The 20,369-nt window shown below is 44.2% G+C and carries 19 protein-coding genes; 6 read left to right on the forward strand and 13 right to left on the reverse strand.

Annotated elements, in window-relative coordinates; translation table 11 throughout:
- Positions 1 to 2: 2 nt before the first annotated feature.
- Both MHM87_RS07230 and MHM87_RS07235 read left to right on the forward strand, forming a co-directional pair.
- Complete coding sequence (locus MHM87_RS07230) at positions 3 to 1,016, forward strand: zinc-binding alcohol dehydrogenase family protein (protein ID WP_239258426.1); 1,014 nt, start codon at positions 3 to 5, stop codon at positions 1,014 to 1,016.
- 76 nt (positions 1,017 to 1,092) lie between these two features.
- Positions 1,093 to 1,854, forward strand: coding sequence for a TerC family protein (locus MHM87_RS07235; RefSeq protein WP_039225280.1), 762 nt, complete (start codon positions 1,093 to 1,095; stop codon positions 1,852 to 1,854).
- Positions 1,855 to 1,918: 64 nt separating this feature from the next.
- Here MHM87_RS07235 and MHM87_RS07240 read toward each other — a convergent pair whose 3' ends face one another.
- Positions 1,919 to 2,914, reverse strand: coding sequence for a YhdH/YhfP family quinone oxidoreductase (locus MHM87_RS07240; RefSeq protein WP_239258312.1), 996 nt, complete (start codon positions 2,912 to 2,914; stop codon positions 1,919 to 1,921).
- Between the two features lie 228 nt (positions 2,915 to 3,142).
- Here MHM87_RS07240 and MHM87_RS07245 point away from each other — a divergent pair, with 228 nt between their 5' ends.
- The gene (locus MHM87_RS07245) at positions 3,143 to 3,583 is read left to right on the forward strand and encodes a helix-turn-helix domain-containing protein (protein WP_275443305.1); all 441 of its coding nucleotides are present in this window, start codon (positions 3,143 to 3,145) and stop codon (positions 3,581 to 3,583) included.
- Between the two features lie 212 nt (positions 3,584 to 3,795).
- Here MHM87_RS07245 and gtfA read toward each other — a convergent pair whose 3' ends face one another.
- The 3 genes from gtfA to MHM87_RS07260 form a co-directional block, all read right to left on the reverse strand.
- Positions 3,796 to 5,292, reverse strand: a complete 1,497-nt coding sequence (gene gtfA / locus MHM87_RS07250) for a sucrose phosphorylase (RefSeq protein ID WP_239258314.1) — start codon at positions 5,290 to 5,292, stop codon at positions 3,796 to 3,798.
- A gap of 373 nt (positions 5,293 to 5,665) precedes the next feature.
- Positions 5,666 to 5,845, reverse strand: coding sequence for an oxidoreductase-like domain-containing protein (locus MHM87_RS07255; RefSeq protein WP_014949928.1), 180 nt, complete (start codon positions 5,843 to 5,845; stop codon positions 5,666 to 5,668).
- Positions 5,846 to 6,075: 230 nt separating this feature from the next.
- Positions 6,076 to 6,831, reverse strand: a complete 756-nt coding sequence (locus tag MHM87_RS07260; RefSeq protein ID WP_239258316.1) for an SDR family oxidoreductase — start codon at positions 6,829 to 6,831, stop codon at positions 6,076 to 6,078.
- Between the two features lie 112 nt (positions 6,832 to 6,943).
- Between MHM87_RS07260 and MHM87_RS07265 the strand changes: the two genes are divergently transcribed.
- Positions 6,944 to 7,849 carry a LysR family transcriptional regulator gene (locus MHM87_RS07265; RefSeq protein ID WP_239258318.1) on the forward strand — a complete coding sequence of 302 codons (906 nt, stop codon included), beginning with the start codon at positions 6,944 to 6,946 and terminating at the stop codon, positions 7,847 to 7,849.
- Positions 7,850 to 7,907: 58 nt separating this feature from the next.
- Here MHM87_RS07265 and MHM87_RS07270 read toward each other — a convergent pair whose 3' ends face one another.
- The 4 genes from MHM87_RS07270 to MHM87_RS07285 form a co-directional block, all read right to left on the reverse strand.
- The gene (locus tag MHM87_RS07270) at positions 7,908 to 9,677 is read right to left on the reverse strand and encodes a flotillin domain-containing protein (protein ID WP_039236487.1); all 1,770 of its coding nucleotides are present in this window, start codon (positions 9,675 to 9,677) and stop codon (positions 7,908 to 7,910) included.
- An 18-nt stretch (positions 9,678 to 9,695) separates the two neighbouring features.
- Positions 9,696 to 10,310 carry an OB-fold-containig protein gene (locus tag MHM87_RS07275; RefSeq protein ID WP_014949924.1) on the reverse strand — a complete coding sequence of 205 codons (615 nt, stop codon included), beginning with the start codon at positions 10,308 to 10,310 and terminating at the stop codon, positions 9,696 to 9,698.
- A gap of 113 nt (positions 10,311 to 10,423) precedes the next feature.
- Positions 10,424 to 11,149, reverse strand: coding sequence for a UDP-2,3-diacylglucosamine diphosphatase (lpxH, locus tag MHM87_RS07280; protein ID WP_014949923.1), 726 nt, complete (start codon positions 11,147 to 11,149; stop codon positions 10,424 to 10,426).
- 140 nt (positions 11,150 to 11,289) lie between these two features.
- Positions 11,290 to 11,781, reverse strand: a complete 492-nt coding sequence (locus tag MHM87_RS07285) for a peptidylprolyl isomerase (RefSeq protein ID WP_014949922.1) — start codon at positions 11,779 to 11,781, stop codon at positions 11,290 to 11,292.
- 185 nt (positions 11,782 to 11,966) lie between these two features.
- Between MHM87_RS07285 and cysS the strand changes: the two genes are divergently transcribed.
- A complete protein-coding gene (gene cysS, locus MHM87_RS07290; RefSeq protein WP_239258319.1) occupies positions 11,967 to 13,349 on the forward strand; it encodes a cysteine--tRNA ligase in 1,383 nt (460 codons plus the stop codon).
- Between the two features lie 122 nt (positions 13,350 to 13,471).
- Here cysS and MHM87_RS07295 read toward each other — a convergent pair whose 3' ends face one another.
- On the reverse strand, positions 13,472 to 15,478 hold the full coding sequence (locus tag MHM87_RS07295) for an arginine N-succinyltransferase (RefSeq protein WP_343213319.1): 2,007 nt from the start codon (positions 15,476 to 15,478) through the stop codon (positions 13,472 to 13,474).
- A 213-nt stretch (positions 15,479 to 15,691) separates the two neighbouring features.
- Between MHM87_RS07295 and MHM87_RS07300 the strand changes: the two genes are divergently transcribed.
- Entirely contained in the window at positions 15,692 to 16,126 is a 435-nt protein-coding gene (locus tag MHM87_RS07300; RefSeq protein ID WP_014949919.1) for an Lrp/AsnC family transcriptional regulator, read from the forward strand.
- A 19-nt stretch (positions 16,127 to 16,145) separates the two neighbouring features.
- Here MHM87_RS07300 and MHM87_RS07305 read toward each other — a convergent pair whose 3' ends face one another.
- The 4 genes from MHM87_RS07305 to gloB form a co-directional block, all read right to left on the reverse strand.
- A complete protein-coding gene (locus MHM87_RS07305) occupies positions 16,146 to 16,571 on the reverse strand; it encodes a halomucin (RefSeq protein ID WP_239258320.1) in 426 nt (141 codons plus the stop codon).
- Positions 16,572 to 16,691: 120 nt separating this feature from the next.
- Complete coding sequence (locus tag MHM87_RS07310; RefSeq protein ID WP_014976870.1) at positions 16,692 to 17,723, reverse strand: hypothetical protein; 1,032 nt, start codon at positions 17,721 to 17,723, stop codon at positions 16,692 to 16,694.
- An 80-nt stretch (positions 17,724 to 17,803) separates the two neighbouring features.
- On the reverse strand, positions 17,804 to 19,468 hold the full coding sequence (locus MHM87_RS07315) for a LysM peptidoglycan-binding domain-containing protein (protein ID WP_239258321.1): 1,665 nt from the start codon (positions 19,466 to 19,468) through the stop codon (positions 17,804 to 17,806).
- Between the two features lie 64 nt (positions 19,469 to 19,532).
- Positions 19,533 to 20,324, reverse strand: coding sequence for a hydroxyacylglutathione hydrolase (gene gloB, locus MHM87_RS07320; protein ID WP_239258322.1), 792 nt, complete (start codon positions 20,322 to 20,324; stop codon positions 19,533 to 19,535).
- Positions 20,325 to 20,369 lie beyond the last annotated feature (45 nt).

Genomic DNA, 20,369 nt, shown 5'->3' on the forward strand with positions numbered 1-20,369 from the left:
TGATGAAAGCTATTGGTTATACCCACTCACTTGGTATTAATGAGCCTAATGCACTGGTGGATATTGACATCAAAAAGCCCAGCGCGTCGGGTCGAGATTTACTTGTAAAAATAAGTGCGATAGCAGTCAACCCGGTCGATTATAAAATTCGTCATCGCGTTAATCCTAATGGAGGTGATCCCAAAATTCTGGGGTGGGATGCAGTAGGTGAAATCGTTGATATAGGCGCTGATGTTACCGAGTTCGCAGTTGGTGACAGAGTTTACTACGCTGGCGACCTTACCAGAGCGGGCTCAAACGCAGAGTTTCAATTAGTTGATGAACGTATTGTCGGTAAAGCGCCTAAGTCTCTGTCAGACAGCGATGCTGCGGCACTTCCTCTAACCACAATCACAGCATACGAATTGTTGTTTGATCATCTTGCTCTAAGGCAACAAAGTGAAAAGAGCGATGAGGTTGTGCTTGTGGTAGGCGCAGCTGGTGGCGTGGGTTCTATTATGCTGCAATTGCTTAAAGTACTAACGGGGGCTACCGTGATCGCCACTGCCTCGCGTGAAAGCTCAAAAAGCTGGGTTCAGGAGTTAGGTGCCGACTACGTAGTAAATCACAGCAAGCCTATGGCTGAGCAAATCAAGGCCTTAAACATTGGTGAAGTGACGCATGTCGCAAGTTTAAATAACACACACCAGTACATTGATAGCTTTGTTGAAGTTATGAAGCCGAAGGGCAAACTGGCGCTAATTGACGACCCAGAAAGTCTTGACGTAGCCAAGCTTAAGCAGAAGAGCTTGTCACTTCATTGGGAGTTCATGTTTACGCGCTCAATGTTTGAAACCGACGATATGGCAGAGCAAAGCCGCTTACTTACTCATGTAGCATCGCTTATCGACGACGGTAAAATTAAGACTACTGTAGGCAAGCATTTAGGTAAAATAAATGCGGCTAACTTAATCGAGGCTCACAAAATTTTAGAAGAAGGGCGAGCCATCGGTAAGTTGGTTCTAGAGGGCTTCTAAAGAAAGCGTGCTTGAGATGATATTCCGTAATACTATGCGCTAAATTAGGTGGTTTTGGCTAAGGTTTATAGCGCAAATGTTTGAATGGCTTGCGAGTCCAGAAGCTTGGGTGGCATTAGGCACCTTAATGGCATTAGAGATAGTGCTTGGTATTGATAACATAATCTTTATTTCAATATTGGTGGGCAGGCTACCTGAACATCAAAGAAATAAAGCACGTCAAATAGGCCTTGGTTTAGCCATGGGCTCGCGACTGTTATTGCTATTTAGTTTGGCTTGGGTAATGGGCTTAGTTAATCCGTTATTTAGCCTCTTTGGGAATGAAATATCTGGCCGTGACATTATTTTAGTGTTGGGCGGCCTCTTTCTTATTGCAAAATCAACCCACGAAATACATGCCAGTTTCGAGGTGACCGAAGCATCAACTACGGAAGTAGCAGCTTCTGGTTTTTTCTCAATTTTGGTTCAAATTGCGGTGCTCGATGTTATCTTTTCTCTCGACTCTGTTATCACAGCAGTAGGGTTAGTTGAACATTTGAGCATCATGGTTATTGCTATTGTTGCGTCAGTAGCAGTGATGCTAGTAGCTGCAAAGCCGATTGGCGACTTTGTGGATGCAAACCCAACCATCAAAATGCTGGCTTTATCGTTTTTGATTTTAGTGGGCTTTACCTTAATAACAGAAGGCTTTGATGTTCATGTACCTAAGGGGTATGTTTATTTTGCGATGGCGTTCTCGTTTATTGTAGAAATTCTGAATATTAAGGTTCGCTCGCGAAGAGCAAAGCAGGTCAGCACCATTCACTTGGCTAAAAAAATGAGTAACGACGGGAACTAGTCACTCGTAGGGGCGAGCCAGATAAACCGAAGGCACCATATTAAGGTGCCTTCTTTTTATGTGCTTAGCCTTGAACATTAACCAAAGTACGGCCAGAAATCTGCCCGTTTAAGATTGCGTCTATTTTTTCATTTACGGCATCAAGTGTTACTTCCTCAGTAAGATCGTCAAGACAGTCCAGCTTCCATTCGCTAGCAAGCTTGTCCCACAACCTCAAACGGGGTGGCATAGGGCACTGCACAGAGTCGATACCGAGAAGCGACACGCCTCGTAAGATAAAAGGAAATACGCTTACGTTAAGTTCAGCAGATGCGGTTAGGCCACAGCACGTTACTGTGCCGCCATATTGTGTCGCTTTAATTGCCTGCGCTAAATATTCACCGCCTACCGTATCAATAGCGCCAGCGTATAGCTCTTTTAACATAGGGCGTTCTTTATTTTCCAATAACTCGTCGCGGGTTATCACTTTGCAGGCCCCCAGTGCTTTTAAGAATGCCTCATGCTCCTTTTTTCCGGTGCATGCCACAACCGAAAAGCCAGCTTTTGCCAACAGGGCAACAGCGACAGAGCCCACGCCTCCTGTAGCGCCAGTGACTAGAATATCGCCTTTGTCAGGAGTCACGCCGTGTTCAACCAAGCCTTGTACCGATAGTCCTGCAGTAAAACCTGCGGTACCAATGATCATTGACTCTCTCAACGTAAGTCCATTTGGCTTAGCTACCGCCCATTCACTTGGAATTCTGATGTATTCGCCAAAGCCTCCAGCGGTATTCATGCCGAGGTCAAATCCGGTGACAATAACTTCGTCTCCTTCTTTAAAGCGATTGTCACCACACGATACCACCGTGCCTGCTGCATCAATTCCTGGGGTATGAGGAAAGTTTCTGCTCACACCTGGATTGCCGGTGGCTGACAGTGCATCTTTGTAGTTAAGCGATGAATAATGCACCTTAATGAGTAGCGTGCCTTCAGGCAAGTCATCAGTTGAGCGCTGCGTTACGTTGCGCGTGAAGGATTTATCTTCCTGCTTTTCTACAAGCAAAGCTTTAAACGATGTCATACCTGTCTCCGTTAGTCGAATGATTACGCTACCCATTGTGACGATATATAAACTTTGCGCAAGTATGTACTTTTTAGTAGGGTAGTACCCTAAAAGATACTATTGGCGTGATGTAAATCCTTTGTTCGACTGGTCGCTTTAACAAAGACCACAGACATCAATGCTGACATTAATAATAATGCCTTTTACGTAGTGAATATGAACGTAATTACTCTAAGAGGGAGTAGTATGACCGCAACTTTGAACAGTGTAGTGGCAGAGGAAAGTGATGTGACATCAGACATTGACAATAACGCCGTCCTAAAAAGCCAGAAACAAGATAATAAGCCCAATGCTGCAGAAAATAAGAACGACTCAAATCAATACATTTGTGGCGTAGCAGTATCCCTTGAGATAATAGGCGGTAAATGGAAAGGGGTTATTTTGTGGCACCTTTGCCATAAAACGCTACGTTTCAGTCAGTTGCGTAGACGATTACAAGGCGTTACCCAAAAAATGCTTACACAGCAACTCAGAGAGTTAGAGCGTGATGGGTTGGTAAACAGGAAAGTGTATGCTGAAGTGCCCCCTCGTGTAGAGTATTCTCTTACCGATTTAGGCCGCACACTAGAGCCAACTTTACGTCAGCTATGTGACTGGGGTAGGGCGTATAACGACGACTACAGATAAAACACCAACACAAAATAATACGTTGTTTAGGTAAACGAGTACTGAGTTAATTCGCGATAATATCAGTTCTTCTGGTGGGGCTTGTAATACTTAAATCGTAATGGCTAATACAAGGTTTACGTGCCGCTAATGCGTTTAAGCGCATTAACGGCACGTGTTAATTCCTGAATAGCTGAGCGCTAAGTAGCTAAACTAACGCTAGAGAGTGCGCTTTAAGCAAGTAGCGAGTCGATTGACAACACACTTTCTTCACCATTATCCACTGTATGAACAGTTGCTTCCATTGTGCTGAAGTTCACGTTTAGTGACGCCGCATGGTTGCCGTTTTTCCACGAAAGCACGAATACGTTGTTGATGTAACTCACGTCAAATACACCGTTAAAAGCATCGCTTTCGTTTCTTAGCCTAATAAGCTGCATCAAGCCTTTAACCACTGGCTTTTCAACGGCTTCTCTTACCATGGCAGTAGACAAGTATGGGCGGTTGATGTCGCGGCCAACATTGGTTTTAGCAAGTAAAGCCATGTCGTTTTCAACAGCAAGCAAGCCACCGTAATAAACTTGAGGGATACCCGGGCTAAAAAATTGAATGGCGCGTGCAACCAAATAAGCGAAGTCATCTTTACCTAACGCATCGTAATATGTGCAGTTTACTTGGTAAAGGTCTACATTATTTGCAGCGGCACCGGTGGCTTTTTTAGACTCGCCATTGGAATTTTCATGTATTTGGTCAACGAGCGAATTAATCGCATCTGCGGTAAGCAGGCCTGGTTTGTCACCATTCGCGCCCACGTCAACAATGCCGATGCCATCGTGAGTATCTAGCACGGTAAAGCAGTTACGTGGCGAAATTGAAAGCCAGTATGCCAATGCCTCTGCATTTTTAGAGAACAAGGTGTGTAGTACAAGCGGAGGTAAAGCGAAGTCGTAAACACTGTCGCAACGCGCAGCAATATCAATTTGAGTTTGATAGTGACTGTGTATTTCGACCAAACACTGCATGCCCATACCACGTGCGCGGTTTGATAATTCTTCGATAAATTCGAAGGTTTCTTCAAGCATAAAGCAGTTCGAACCTGCGCGTTTAATTGCATAGCCCGCCGCATCTAAGCGAATAAGATCAACATTACTTTCAGTAAACGACTGAAGAATAGAAGATAGGTAGTCTTTGCCTAACTGTGACTCCACATCAATATCAATTTGATTAGAGGTAAAAGTTGTCCAGAACGGCACGGTTTCAGGGTTACCAGTCTCTGTGCCCACCTCGTAATCGCTGAAAAACGGTGTGGGTCGAGGGCGGAACACTTGTGCTATTTGTTCGTCAATTTGTGTTTGATCGTTGCCCTTAAAAATATCTTCCTTGGTTAAGAACAGCGGCCAATAACTCGATTCGCGCCCGTTTTTCAGCACGTCTTTGAACGCTTCACTTTGCCCCGACATATGGTTAACAATGAGGTCGGCCATGATATCTACCGATTCGCCAAGCTTTTTAACGTTGTCCCAATCGCCCAAGCGCTCATCGACCAAGGTATGATCGATAGGATCGAAACCCGCGTCTTCACCATCGTAAGGGTAGTAAAAAGGAAGGATGTGAACACCCGTAAACAGGCCACCTAACGGGCCCTGAAGTATGCTTGTTAGACTCTCGATGTTGCCATCGCCTAGTCGGTCTGCATAGGTGATTAGTTGAACGCCATTGCGTATAGACATGATAACTCTCCAAAATTCAGCATGCGCTTGCTCGTACTTCTCTTACGTATCGCGAGCACACATTACTACGAATTAAGCACTACCAGTCTGGCAGATTCAAAATTAACCATGTAACGGGTTTAGCTTAATTCTTAATCTTCTGCTATTGACTGACCAAATTTGGTTGAGACTCACAGAAAATCAAAATCTTAATCGATTAAGATAAAATAGCAGTAGAATAGAAATTTGTAAATGAGAAGTTTAAAAAATGGAACTGTCGAACGCTCATGCGGCGGTTTAAATTAGGCAAGTTCTAAGGCAGGATAGCTTGTTCGAGGGCTGTTCAATAGTAGGAAATAGCGAACAGGGCATTTTTAAATACGAGTACGGACCGCTAGTCTGGAGACCTTGTGTCTGATGACTCATTATTCGCTAACTCGTCAAATTCTCGCTTTGCTTCTTTCCACTTAGCAAGCTTTTCGTAGTATACGTCCCAAATACATGGGCAACACGAACCTCCGCCGCAACAATCGTCTCTTAATGGTTTCTCTGGTTCTTCGGGTAGCGACTTCATAGCACTTATCCTCGACTTTCTTCCTTAAAAATATCTAAATCTCAGATAATATTTTCAAGGCTTAACAATATCCTCACGTCCAAACCTAATGTTTAAGCGCAGAGAATACAACTTTGCCTGTGTATGTTACTCCTTATGATACGCCTTTGCAGCTTGAAAGGTTACAAAGGCGTTTAACCTATTTTCGTTAATAAGTGAAAGCTGACATCAACGCCATCGTGCTAATGGTGTTACAACTTCATACCACCAGATGCCTCAATCCTTTGGCCGTTAATCCAATAACTATCGTTACTTAATAGCGCTGCAATAACGCCACCTATATCTTCGGGTTGGCCAACGCGGCCCAAAGCGGTCTGAGAGGCTATAGCATTATTGACTTCGCTATTATCGCGAACATAGCCACCGCTAAAGTCAGTCTCAATGGCACCTGGAGCCAGGGTGTTTACTCTAATTTTACGGGCTCCTAACTCTGCAGCCAGGTAACGACTCATGACCTCTATGGCTCCTTTAGCCATACCGTAGGCGCTGTATCCTGGGAAGCAAAATCTTGCCAAGCCAGAGGAAACATTCAGTATTGCTCCGCCATCCTCAACAATAGGTAACAGTGTTTGGGTTAAAAAATAAGGTCCCTTCACATGCATATCAAATAGCGTATCGAACTGTTTTATACTTGTTTCTGTAAAAGAAGCATTTAGACCAACGCCGGCGTTATTTACCAGATAGGTAATAGCCTGTTTGCCAAATTGATTTTTCAGGACGTCTTTAAGCGTAACCAGAAATTCCGGGAACGAATAATGCGAGGCGGCGGTGGTAAGGGGCAGGGCACAGGCTTTTCTTCCAATGCTCTGAATCTCTTTAACAACCTCATCGGCTGCTGCTTCATTAGTGTTATACGTGATAACAACGTCTATCCCTTTTTTCGCCAGTGCTAATGCGCCAGCGCGCCCAAGACCTCGACTTCCACCTGTTATTAATGCAATCGCCATTGTTATCTCTCTTTGTTGATTAATTCGTAGACGATTATATTGACTAAAATTGGTATGAAAAACCTACCTAAAGCGATAACATTGTTCTTATTTGGTGAACAATAGGCGAAAGATGGACAGGTTCGATATGCTTACACGGTTTGTAGAAACCGCGAGATTGGGAAGCTTCAGTGCGGCGGCCGCACTTCTTGGTTTACCGAAATCGAGTATTTCTCAAGCGGTAACAAATCTTGAAAAGCAGTTGGGCACGCGCCTTTTTAACCGAAGTACGCGAAGCGTTTCTCTCACCTCTGATGGAGAAACGTTTTTGCCGCAAAGTATTGCCTTATTGAGTGAATGGGACGCCTTACAATCACAATTCATAACGTCAGCAGACAGCGTAAGTGGCGAGCTTCGTATCGATATGCCAAGCCGATTTGCAACCAATATTCTGCTTCCCATTTTAGGTGAGTTTATCTCTACTTACCCCAAGATTACGTTGCGAGTAAGCAGTGTCGATCGCAAAGTTGACCTTATTAAAGAAGGGTTTGACTGTGTGATTAGGGTTGGTGCATTAGCGGATAGCAGTTTGGTTGCCCGTCGCCTTTTAACTTATCCAATTTATAACTGTGTAAGTCCTGATTATGCGACGAAGTGGGGCGTACCGCAGTCGCTGGAAGATTTAGCTAATCACAAGCTTATTGATTATTCCCATACCCTAAGTCACAAAACACCAGAATTTGAATTTATGAAAGGTGAAGAACTCCAAACTGTCGAAATGCAAAGCTTGTTAAGTGTTAACAGTACCCAGGCCTACTTCGCGGCGTGCGCAAGTGGATTAGGTATTGCGCAAATTCCAAGTGTGGGGGTTGAGTCAGAGCTGAAAGAAGGAAAACTAATTCGTGTGCTTCCTGAATTCGAGGCCCAGGCGATGCCGGTAAATCTTCTGCACCCCTCTACAAGACAAATGCCACTTCGGTTAAAAGTATTTTCAGAATGGTTAGTTGATAAATTACGTGAAAACAAAAAGCCCTGTTGAATTACAGGGCTTTGGGTGTTGTGTCGTGTTAGCTAGCTAGATACTAGCTCAATGAGCATTAATCAGCTGGAAGCTCTTCCGACGCTTTATTACCATTTAGGTTTTCTGGTGCCGCCACAATAGGTTTAGGTTTTACGGCATTGGCCTTGGTCAGTATGTCGCTGTTGCCTGTTACCAAATCATCTAATGTGCCTTTTTCCGCATCGACCAAGCCCACTTCACGCAACATAGAGTCTACCAGTGGGGCGTTAGCACGATAGCTTAGTGCGGCTTGCGTTACTTGTTCAGCTAAACCACTACCAGCAGTAGCAACGGTGTGATCGCCTTTCACGCCACTCCCTTGGCCGTAGCCTTGAAGAATTTTAATACCTTCTATGTTTTCAAGTGGTTTAACGGCGTGTGCCACAAGCTCAGGCAATATTTTGAGCATGGCAAGGGCTTTTTGCAGCTCAATTTGCTCGGTCTTAAGCGTATTTTCAGCCTCATAAAGCGCTTGTTTACCTTGTGCTTCAACAGCAAGCACTTTCTCATCAGCTTCAGCCTGAAGCATTTTTGCATCGGCAGCGGCCTTAGCTTCCGTAAGAATGGCGGCAGCAGAGTTTTCAGCTGCTTCTTTCTTAGCTTGTGCTTCTACGGTAATGCCCACAGCCTCACGCTCTGCCTCTTTGCGCGCGTCTATAACTTCAATTTGTTTCTTACGCTCAGCTTCTGCCACCATTTTCGCTGTAGTTACTGCTTCCACTTTTTCCACTTTAGCCTTTTCCGCTTCAGCAGCTTTAGCACGCGCGGCCGACTCTTCCTCAGATTTTGTCGCAACGGCAATTTGTTTAATTTGCTCAGAAACCTCAACTTCTTGCTGCTGACGAATGCGCGCTTGCTCTAATGCCTGACGCTTAGCAATTTCTTGGGTTTCAATTTCCCGTGATTTTTCAATTTCCGCAGCCTCGATAGCACGGTTTTTAGCGATCTCTGCTTCGCGCTCTTCCCGTTCTTTCATTTCGCGCTGCTTAGCAATTTCTGCTTTTTGTTCCTGACGTTTAAAGGCAAGAATTTGCTCTTGGGCTAAGCGAGCTTCTTCTTCGTCTCGTTTCACCTCTAGTGATTGTTTCTCAGCAGCCAAATTACGCTGTTCAATGAAAATGCGGTTTTCTTGTTGAATATCGTTGGTTTCTTTGCGCTTTTCTTCAATGATCTTCGTTAAGCGTGCACGCCCCTCGGCATCGAAAGCGTTGTTTTCATTGAAAAACTGTAGGTCGGTTTGGTCAAAACCAGTCAAGCTCACCGATTCTAACTCAAGACCGTTCTTTTCAAGATCGTTAGCCACGCTTTGCTGAACTTTTTGTACAAAGTCAGCACGCTGCTCATGCATTTCGGTCATACTCATTTCAGCAGCTACGGCACGTAGTACGTCAACAAACTTAGACTCCATTAGTTTCTTAACTTCTTCAGCGCGAGTGGTGCGCGTTCCTAGCGTTTGCGCAGCCATTGATATGCCATTGGCATTGGGGGCCACGCGTAAATAAAAGTCTGCCTTAACATCAACACGCATGCGATCTTTGGTAATAAGCGCGTCTTTTTGAATTTTTTCCACTTCTATACGAAGGGTGTTCATATTTACTGGAATTATTTCGTGAACGACAGGAAGCACGATAGCGCCACCGTCCTTAATGACCTTTTCACCGCCTAAACCGGTTCTTACGAACGCTGTTTCTTTCGTCGCGCGGGTGTAAAGTTTGGCAAAGATAAGGCCAATAACGATAAGCCCTACAACAATAGCACCGGCAATAAAGAGTATTGACGGCAAGCTAGATGGTTGAATTGTATCCATACTTTTATCTCTTTTAGGTTATAGGTAGCGGGTTGCTAACCAGCTGTGTTGTTTTTTCTGAACTAAAATGACGCGCTCTCCCTGTGCGAACAACTCTTCATCTTCGAAAGGTTCTACTAATACAAAATGAGGCTGTGAATAATGGTCGGTAAACTTTGCTTCAGCTGGGTTGCCTCGGCTTGCTTTTCCAATCGTGATTTCGGCCACAGACCCAATGAAGTCATCGCTGTTAACCGCGCTAGACTCTACACTAGGCAACAAGCCTGAAATTACCTTTACGGTTTTAGCTGTTACGAATGCGCCAATAACAAATGCAAGAGGAACGGATAGGAAAGCTGGCAAGGTATAGCCGAGTGCACTCGCTGTTAAGCCGTTTACCATCAAGCCAACTAAACCGAATAGAGTAAGAAGTACTACCAGGTAAATAAGAAAGGGAACTTTATTGATATTAAGCCAGTTGGCAAACGAGGTATTAAGAAACCCATCGCCATCAAACTCTGCAAAATCATCGCCTAACCCCAACAGGCTTATACCAAAAATAGTGCTAACAAGTTCTAGTATGAAAATAAAGAAAACGGCTATAAGCGAAATGCTAAACCAGAAGTTTGTAGGGGAAAGAAGAACATCTGTCATTTACACCATCCATGATGACTAACTTGCTTTTATTCTTTATACCACAGAACAAAAATTAAGCCAGCGTCTGACACATGTACTTTCGGCTAGTTTGTAACAAATAATGATGGGGACTAACTGAAGTTATGTTTCTGCAGCATCACATCATTCTCAGTAACCTTCAATACACTGCCTTGATCATACCAATCGCCAAGTACAATACGAGTTGCAGGCTTGCCGTTTGCTGTAAGGCTATGAATGTTGGGTCTGTGTGTGTGGCCATGTATCATGCGCTGCACGCCCCATTTTTCCATGACTTTCACCACTTCTTCAGGCGTGACATCCATAATATCTGGCTTAAGATTTTGCTGCTTTGCCTTACTTTCCTTGCGACCGTTATCGGCAACACGCTGTCGATACCATAAAGGAAGCGCAAGCATTAAACGTGGCCACCACCAACCGCGGGATTTCTTGCGAAACTTTTGATAAGCAACATCGCGAGTGCATAGTTCGTCACCATGAGTAAGCAGGGTAGGTGTGCCGTATAAGTCTACAACTTCTTGTTCGTTTAATAACGTCATGCCGGCTTTTGATAGCCACTTTTCACGTATGGCGAAATCGCGATTACCGTGAATAAAGTAAATAGGGCAATGCTGACTCACTGCCTTGAAAGCTGATGCTATGGCAGTGTTAAATGGAGTAACGTTGTCGTCGCCAATCCAAACTTCAAACAAGTCACCAAGAACGTAAAGTGCATCAGCATTAATCGCGTCTTCTTTTAAAAAGCGCATTAAGCATTCTGTAATGTCAGGGCGGTCGGCACTTAGGTGCAAGTCGGCAATGAAGTAGGTGAACGACATAAATCTTCTTATTGTGGTTTAAAAAGCCGCGTTAAAGTAACGCGGCTTGTTTTTAACTCAAGGCCTTGAGTATGTCTTGAAAATCATATTGGCCAAGGCGTTATTGAGACAGCTATTCAAGCATAGATGTCAGCGGCTATTTAAGAAATAGTCGCTTTTTCAATGATAACAGGCTCAACAGGAACATCCTGGTGATAGCCGCTGTTACCGGTTTTAACAGCCTTAATTTTTTCAACAACATCCATACCTTCAGTTACTTTACCGAATGCACAGTAGCCCCAACCATTGACAGACTTGCTAGAGTGGTTAAGGAAGTCGTTGTTATTTACATTAATAAAAAACTGAGCCGTCGCAGAGTGTGGATCTTGGGTACGCGCCATCGCGATTGTTCCCACTTCGTTTGCTACGCCGTTGTCCGCTTCGTTTTCAATAGGGTCTTTTGTGTCTTTCTGATCCATATCTGGCGTAAAACCACCACCTTGGATCATAAAGTTGTTGATTACACGGTGAAAAATAGTGTTATCAAAAAAACCGTCTTCAACGTAAGAAATGAAGTTAGCTACCGTTTTAGGCGCTTTATCTTCAAAAAGCTCTAGGGTGATGTCACCGAAATTTGTTTTTAACGTAACCATTGTGGTTTGTCCTGTGTGTTAGCATACATATAAAGTGGCGGCATTTTAGCGCAAAACGAGTCGTTAGCGCAAAGAGACGGTTATCGCAAAACCCAGCCATATCGTTGCAAAAGGCTTGTACCATTTAAATCGTGACAGTGCTAAACTTTGCGGCCGAAAAATTATGACAAATAGGAAATATAGACATGCTACATCTTTACAACACCCGAACCCGTGAAAAAGCGAAGTTTGTACCGCTTCAAGAAGGGAAAGTGGGTTTGTATGTTTGTGGTATTACCGTTTATGACCTAAGTCATATGGGTCATGCCCGTACTTACCTGAGTTTCGATGTCTTAGTACGCTACATGCGCCACCTTGGTTTAGATGTGAAGTACGTGCGCAATATCACCGATATCGACGATAAGATTATTGCTCGCGCCAATGAAAATGGCGAAAGCTTTGAGGCGCTAACTGCACGCACTATTGCCATGATGCACGAAGACTTTGCGGCGATTAACTTACTAGAGCCAGACGTCGAGCCGACAGTAAGTGGACATATGGATGAGATCATTGAAATTATCCAGCGACTCATGGACAAAGGCTACGCCTATCAAGCTAAAAGCGGCGATGTACTATTCGACGTAAGCAAGTACGAAGATTATGGCAAGTTAAGCAAACAAGACTTAGATCAGCTTAAAGCGGGTGCTCGTGTTGAAGTGGCGGCAGGAAAAGACGACCCGCTAGACTTCGTACTGTGGAAAACCACCAAGCCTGGTGAGCCTGCATGGCAATCGCCATGGGGCGAGGGACGTCCGGGATGGCACATTGAATGTTCTGCAATGAATCATAAGCATCTTGGTGCGCACTTTGATATTCACGGCGGTGGCTCAGATTTAACGTTCCCACATCACGAAAACGAAGTGGCTCAGTCGTGCTGTGCGTATGACACACCTTACGTAAACGTGTGGATGCACGCGGGTATGGTACAGGTTAATGACGAAAAAATGTCTAAGTCATTGGGTAACTTTTTTACCTTGCGCGATGTGCTTAAAGAGCACGACTCAGAAACATTGCGTTTCTTCCTGATGTCGGCGCATTACCGTAGCCAGTTAAGTTACTCTCAAGACAATATTACTCAAGCGAAGGCCGCCCTAGAGCGTTTGTACACCGCGCTGCGTGGTGTAACAGTAGACGAAAGTACTGACCTTAACCACGGTGGCTACCTAACGCGCTTTGAAGCGGCAATGAACGACGACTTAAACGTACCTGAAGCCTTTTCGGTGTTGTTCGATGTGGCACGTGAGCTTAACCGCCAAAAAGATAACGTAGAAGAAGCAGGTAAACTGGCTGCTGTTCTTAAAGGTCTAGGTGCAATTTTAGGTATGCTTCAAAGTGACCCAGATACTTACCTTAAAGGCGGTGAAGGCAATGACGATGAAGCAGCAGAGATTGAAGCGTTAATTAAACAGCGTAACGATGCCCGTGCCTCCAAAGACTGGGCAGCGGCAGATGCCGCACGCGATGCGTTAAACGCAAAAGGCGTAGTGTTAGAAGACGGCCCAAGCGGTACTACGTGGCGTAAAGCGTAATTAGCAGCCCATACTTTTTAACAGAATGAAGGCCCGCATTTGCGGGCTTTCTTTTTAGTTAAGCTCAAAGCGCACACCGAGTTTTCGTCATTGAACAGCGGTTTTTGGATATACGCACGAGGCTAAACATCTGAAAGTAAAATGGTATATCCCGAGCTAACGTTTAATGCTTGTGCTGTTTTGCGAGAAATAACAGCTATTTCGTCTTGTTCTTCGGTTTCTGCCATCATTGCATAAAAAGGCTGGCTTAACGTGGCGATAAGCTTCATTTTACTCTCGGTGCCGCGCCTTGTACCTTCGCCAACTTTTATTCTTACTTGCTTTGTTGATTTGACAGTTTTTAGGCTTGAAACTTCAGCTTCCATACTTGGCGCACCATCAAAAATATCGATGTAGTTCGTGAATTTAAACCCTTCTTTTTCTAGCATTGCCATAGCGGGTTGGCCGTCGTTATGTGGTTTACCAATAGCCGACTGAGCCTCTTTGGGTAACATATTTACATACAGTGGAAGTTTGGGCATTAAATCAGCAATAAATTGATTTCCGTTTACGGCACCATATAAATCCGCTTCAGCGTATGTCATAGGAAAAAAGTGACGTCCGACGGCATTCCAGAAAGGCGATTCCCCATCCTTATTTACATAGCCTCGTAGATCGGCCATGACTTGCTTTGGAAATACATGCTGATGTAAACCCATAAAAAGGTAGCGTACTTTTGAAAGTAGTTTTCCGTTGAAGTGTTTTCTGTATTCAGGCAGTAAGTAGAGTGATGCCACTTCCGCGTACCCCTCAAAATGGTGACTTAGGTGCAGTATGTCGTGGGTGTAGTGTGCGCCTAGTGATTTATTTCGCTGTGCGACTTTTTCTCGCTTGTAACTATAAAAACTGTCCTCTTTTCCTAATTCACCAAAAATTGCAGATGTACCAATAAGCTTGCCAGTTCGAAGGTCCTCCAATACAAACAAAAGGTAGTCTGGACGCTCTTGACGCATAAGTTTTTGTTCTTCTCTAATTGAACGCTTTAATTTGTTATCAAGCGTTGCTCTATCCGGTGGGAAGGTTGTCATACCTGGCGATGCAGCTTCAGCTAACGCAAGCAAGCCTTCCAAGTCATCACCTTTTGCTAGCCTCACGCGGGTGTCAAAGCTGATGTTATTAGTCGTAGTTTGTTTAGCGCCAATCGTTTTACACTCAAGGTGAATACCCGCGACCATGCAGCGGACGGAGCCTCCTCCCATTTCAATAGTAGGCACTGCGATGGGAAGTAAAGTAAGATCGCTGGGTAGTAAAGCTAGTTGCTCTTCGTTCATTGAACTAAAAGCAGTGTCTGATATAAGTAATAAACGTTTTCCATTGCTATTCAAAAGCTCTAGGCAGTTTCCGGCAAAACTATTCACTTGTTCTTCGCTAATTTCGATGACGTTTTTACCTGTCTCCTTAAGTGTTGAAAGCACCACATTTTTGTCGCTTTCTTCTATCATGCTAGTAGCAACAATGGCAAAATCACTGCCCACACACATCATTACGTTGGTGTGGTAAATCGCCGTACCAGCAGTATCAAAGGCGCTAAAACATATAGGCGTTAAACCAATAGCTTTACACGCCGATATTACAGCTCTCTTATTGGCTCGTTGGGATAGGCAAACATAGGCTAGCGCGTTTACATGGTCGATCACCATAGCCCCTGTACCTTCAACAAAATCTCCGTCATCTTCAAGGAAAGATAAATCTTTAGCTTGCTGTACGATATAGTGTTGCTGCAGATAACTGACAATATCGTCACGACGCTCCGCTCGGCGGTTTTCACAGTACATAGGGTAGGTGACAAGCAAACCATTGGGATGTGTACTTAACCAATTATTTGGAAATACGGCATCGGGCGTGTTTTCCCCTTCGGTTTTAAACACCTCTACCGTTATGTGGTTCATACGTAAAGTCCGAACCATCTCATCAAATTCCGCACACGCATTCTTTGATATTTTCGCTCTATTTTTTCCCGTCGATACAAGGGGCTTCTGAAAACTATTGTCTTTGGCTGTTTGTTCGTTGGGGCGAAAGGCACAGGGGCGTACCATTAAAACGGAATTTGGTGTAGTTGATCGTGAGTTTTTGATGTGACTGGCTTGCATATAACGTCCTACAGCCCTTAGCTGAAATATTTCCACTGAAAAGAGCGTGTATTTTATTCTCTGGCGAATTCACTTAACCATGCTCAAGGTGTTGCAAGTTGTTATTTAGTTTAAGCATAATGCTCAATTGTTTTATCATTATGCTTTTCGCTAATTAGTCTTGGATAATGCGTTAATGACTCGACGATTCATTTATCTATTGGGGAAATGGCTATGTATGTAGATTTAGATGCGAAAGATCGCGAGCTTCTCGATATATTGAAGCGCGATGCGCGAACACCTGTAACCGTGCTAGCTGAAGTCCTCTCGTTATCGCGAAATACGGTGCAAAAACGAATCGACAGGTTAGTAAATTCGGGGGTGATCGACGGTTTTACTATTCGTGTTAACGAGCAGCTGCAACCAGACAAAATAAAAGCTCTTATGTCAGTCGAGCTTGAAGGGCTTAGTACAACACAGCTTATTAGTAAGCTTAGGCAGGTGAATGGTGTTGAACGGTTTCATACTACAAACGGAAATTGGGATTTACTTATTGTTATAACCGCCGAAAGTCTCGCGCACTTAGATGGCATTTTAAAAGAAGTGCGCGGCGTTAAAGGCGTGCTTAATAGTGAGACGAGTATTATTCTGTCTACTACTGAAAAATAGTGTGTACGCCTTATCAGTCTTAGCAGCTATTGTCGCCATTTATCCATCGATTTACATCATCACTTAAATTTAAGTCTGTGCCCAAGTTAAACTCACCTTCTCGAACAGATACCTCGCTGCCGTAGGTTGAGTGGGTAACGGTGACGTGTAAAAAAGGATATTGCGGGGTGCTCCCTTCTTTACGACTGGCCGTGAGTTTGTAGCCGTTTTGTATTGTGTACGTGTTTACGACTATATCGCTATGGATTGGCTGATGCAGTGTGGACCAGCATCGGTTTGCATTGTATTCAATGCGCTCAACTATTTTTTCAGGTTCTTGGTTAGTGGAAATAGAAGAGGTCGGCAAGATCACCATACAGCCTGAAGCAAATGCCGCTATACAAATTACTAGTATTGCGTGGTTAAATGAGCGGCTGAACATTCGGCAGCGTTTACTTTTCATCATAAGTCCCTCTAATCGTTATAATTATATTCGTAAGGACTTTATATTAGCTTATTTGTATGAACAATGGCTGAACGGAATACTGGCTAGCGTTCACCTTGACTCTACCGCTTTACAAATTAATTAAATTTCGGGCTTGCCAGTGGGGATAGCCGATTCTTTTTCGGTGAGATGTGACTTCCAACGCTGCTGTGCAACGTGCGCTTTCACCAGTTCTAAGCATTCGTTTACAACGTTAAGTACTTCTTTATCAAGTGCATCGGCGGTAGGGGTATAGTCGTGCATGCCGACTGAAATGAAATGGTCGATGCGCTCTGCGTCTAAGTCGCTTAACAGATTAACCAGCGATGTGGTCACGATATCGGTGACTGACTCTTCCAACGTATTTTCAATGGTTTTGCCGATAACAGGTAGGTAATGCAGGGAAGAAACTTGTGCATTACTTCTCACCGCTTTACCCACGCTCTTGCGCACGTGCTCCCGTATCACCTCGCCGTGCTCTTCGCTTTGAATTGACTGGCCTAAATGGTTGATAACGCCAGCCATCCATTGGGTAATGACAGGACGGCGGGGGGCCAGTACTTGTGCGTTGATATCGTCTAATAAAGGCGAACCTGCTGAGATGTCTTTTTGCGCATCGCTGAGCACTTTTACAACAATCCGGTCGCTTAACTCTTCAACAAATACATCGTAGTAAAACGCAAAAAAACGAAAGACCGCGGTTTGATTTAAGTCGATGATTTCGAATTTGTGCAGGCGGTGCAAAATAGAAAATATGCGCAAGAAACGAAATAGGCGGGTAGGTCCAGTAGGGATTAGACCTATGATATCGTACCAATGCAAAAACGGAAAAAAGTACCAGCGTAAGTGTTCCTTACGCACAATAGCTACAACCCACCGGAAGCAAAATTCGCTGAAGAAAATGGCGATAAACACCAAGTCGACCAACAGAAAGTTGTTGTGAACGGGATCGTAAGCACTAAGAAAAGCGGGAAAATACGTGCCCAATAGACCATAGACAAAGTCGGTGGCGTATAAGGCGTCGAAAATGAGCCATGTTAGGTTCACAAAAAGTATACCTAACATGACTAAATCTAAGATTAACCAAGGCGTTTCATGACTGTTTCGCAAATTTTCTCGGTTAATTCTTAGCATTTCCTTATCCTGTATTCTGACTTAAAGCGTAACGTAAATGCAGTTAGGCATGAACAGTATTGAACTTTAAGTACTAAAGGTTAGCTTGATGCGTTCAACCTTATAACGTCTACATAAAGTTTTAGCTTCTGACCAGGTTGTAAATAGCGCTTAGTATTAAGTGAATTCCACTTGCCTATGTCGCTTACTCTAACATTGAACTTGCTGGCGATACGAGACAACGAATCGCCATTTCTTACTGTGTAGGTCACTTTTTTGGTAACACCGTCTTGCGCTTTACCTTCCTGCCAGATAACTAAGGTTTTGCCAGGGTGAAGCATATCGCCAGGGGCCATACCGTTCCATTTAGCTAACTGTTTAGTGCTTATATTGTACTTACGGGCAATATCCCAAAGCGTATCACCAGATTGTACGGTATGACGTACTTTTTGCTTAGACGTGTTGCCGTTCTGCAAGCTGGCTAGACGCTGTTCCTGAGATAATGTGTAGCTGTCCAGTTCTTGAAGTGCTACTGGTACCATTATCGCTTGACCCACGCGGATCATGGACGAGTCTAGCTCATTCACTTTTTTAAGAACTTTCACTGTGGTGTGATACTGCTTAGCGATTTTACCTAAGCTGTCGCCGGGCTTCACCGAGTGGCGCACCCAGTTCAATCGCTCTTTTTGATCAATTTTAGCCAGTGCTTGAGAGAACGCAGCAGCCTTATCAAGGGGAAGTATTAATCTATGTGGTCCTTCTGGTGACGTTGCCCAACGATTGAACCCTGGGTTTAACCCGTGTAGTTCTTTTAAAGACATACCAGCAAGTTCGGCGGCAAACGCTAAATCGACTTGTGAGCCGATATCAACCACTTCGATAACCGCAACATTCTCAACTTCAGGCCACGCATACGCATATTCATCTTTATTTTTTAGAATATCAGCCAGCGCAAGCAATTTAGGCACGTAAGCACGTGTCTCTTTGGGTAAATTTAAGTTCCAAAAGTCGGTAGGTTTACCCGCGCGTTTGTTAGCTTTAATAGCTCTTTGAACGCGGCCTTCGCCACTATTATAGGCGGCAAGTGCGTGCAGCCAATTACCATCAAACATTTCGTTTAGATAGGTTAGATAGTCAAGTGCACCTTGAGTAGACGCAACAACGTCTCGACGTCCGTCATACCACCAATTCTGTTGCATACCAAAGCGCTTGCCTGTGCCAGGAATAAACTGCCACATACCAGCCGCTCGGCCATGGGAATAAGCAAAGGGATCGAAAGCACTTTCTACTATTGGTAAAAGCACAAGCTCCATCGGCATGTCGCGCTTTTCAATTTCTTCGGTAATGTAATAAAGAAAAGGCTTGGCACGTTTTACAACGCGAGCCATATACTCTGGGTGCTTCAGGTACCATTTACGCTGTGCGCTAATGCGTTTGTCGTCAGGGATAGGTAAGGCGAAATTCGCACTTGCACGTTCCCATACGTCAGTAACGACCGCCTGCGTATGCATATCCGGTGTATCGGTAAGCTCAGCGCCTTCTTCTAGCGTATCATCATTGGGGTGAACAACATCAATAACGCCGTCTCTTGCAATTTCACAATCAGAAATGGCTTCTTCGTTGTTATGAATTTCACTGCACGCTTCTAGTGAAGCGGTTTCGTTACTTTCTAATTGTGCATTGTCGTTATTATTATCGGTTAACTGACAACCCGTTAAACCTAGCGCCAATATCAGTGGCGACAGTGGGAAAAACTTCAACTGCATATATGAAGAAACCTCGTGGAGCACTGCAAACCGACCATGTTACGATAATCGGCTTACTTTTGCATCAAAACTCATCTTTCCAGCGGCGAACTGCAGCAAATACCGCTACATCGTCAGCCAGGTTATTTTCGCAATAGGCTTCGGCAGCAGTTTTCACAGAAAGTTCATGAGCCCGTAAAAATGGGTTTATGTTTTTTTGCTCTTTGAGATTACTTGGTAGTGTAGGCTGACCTTGAGCGCGTTTTTCTGCCACCCACTGTGCGTAGTCACACAGCGCCTCATTGTCTGGCTCTACCGCTAAAGCAAACTGGACATTAGCCTGAGTATACTCATGTGTACAGAACACTTTCGTGGTGTCTGGCAGTCGCTTTAACTTATTCAGTGAATGATGCATTTGCTCTGGCGAACCTTCAAACAATCGTCCGCAACCTGCTGAAAATAGCGTGTCGCCGCAAAACAATGCGCCATGCCCGAAGAAAGCAATGTGATCAAGGGTATGACCTGGCACTTCCATTACTTGCAGTGCCATTTTAAAAACAGGTAGCGAGACAGTATCGCCTTGAGAAACAGATTTAGTTATTCCTCTTATGTGATTGCCTCTTGGGCCAATAACTGGCAAATCTGGTACTGCAGATACTAATTTAGCAATACCACCTGTGTGGTCTCTGTGGTGATGAGTGATGAGAACTGCACTTAGCGTTAAGCCTTTGGCTTTAATAAAGGCCAGCACTGGCTCAGCATCACCTGGGTCGACAACAATAGCGCTACTCTCGTTATAAATACACCAAATGTAATTGTCGGTAAAAGCGGGAATAGGATGAATGGCTACGCCTGAAGGAAGTGTTTCTGCCGTCATAAGAGTACCTGCTTGTGTAGGTAGAATTATGCGTTACTATAGGGA

The organism is Alteromonas sp. Cnat3-28, from assembly GCF_022348265.1.
GTDB classification, from domain to species: Bacteria; Pseudomonadota; Gammaproteobacteria; order Enterobacterales; family Alteromonadaceae; genus Alteromonas; species Alteromonas macleodii.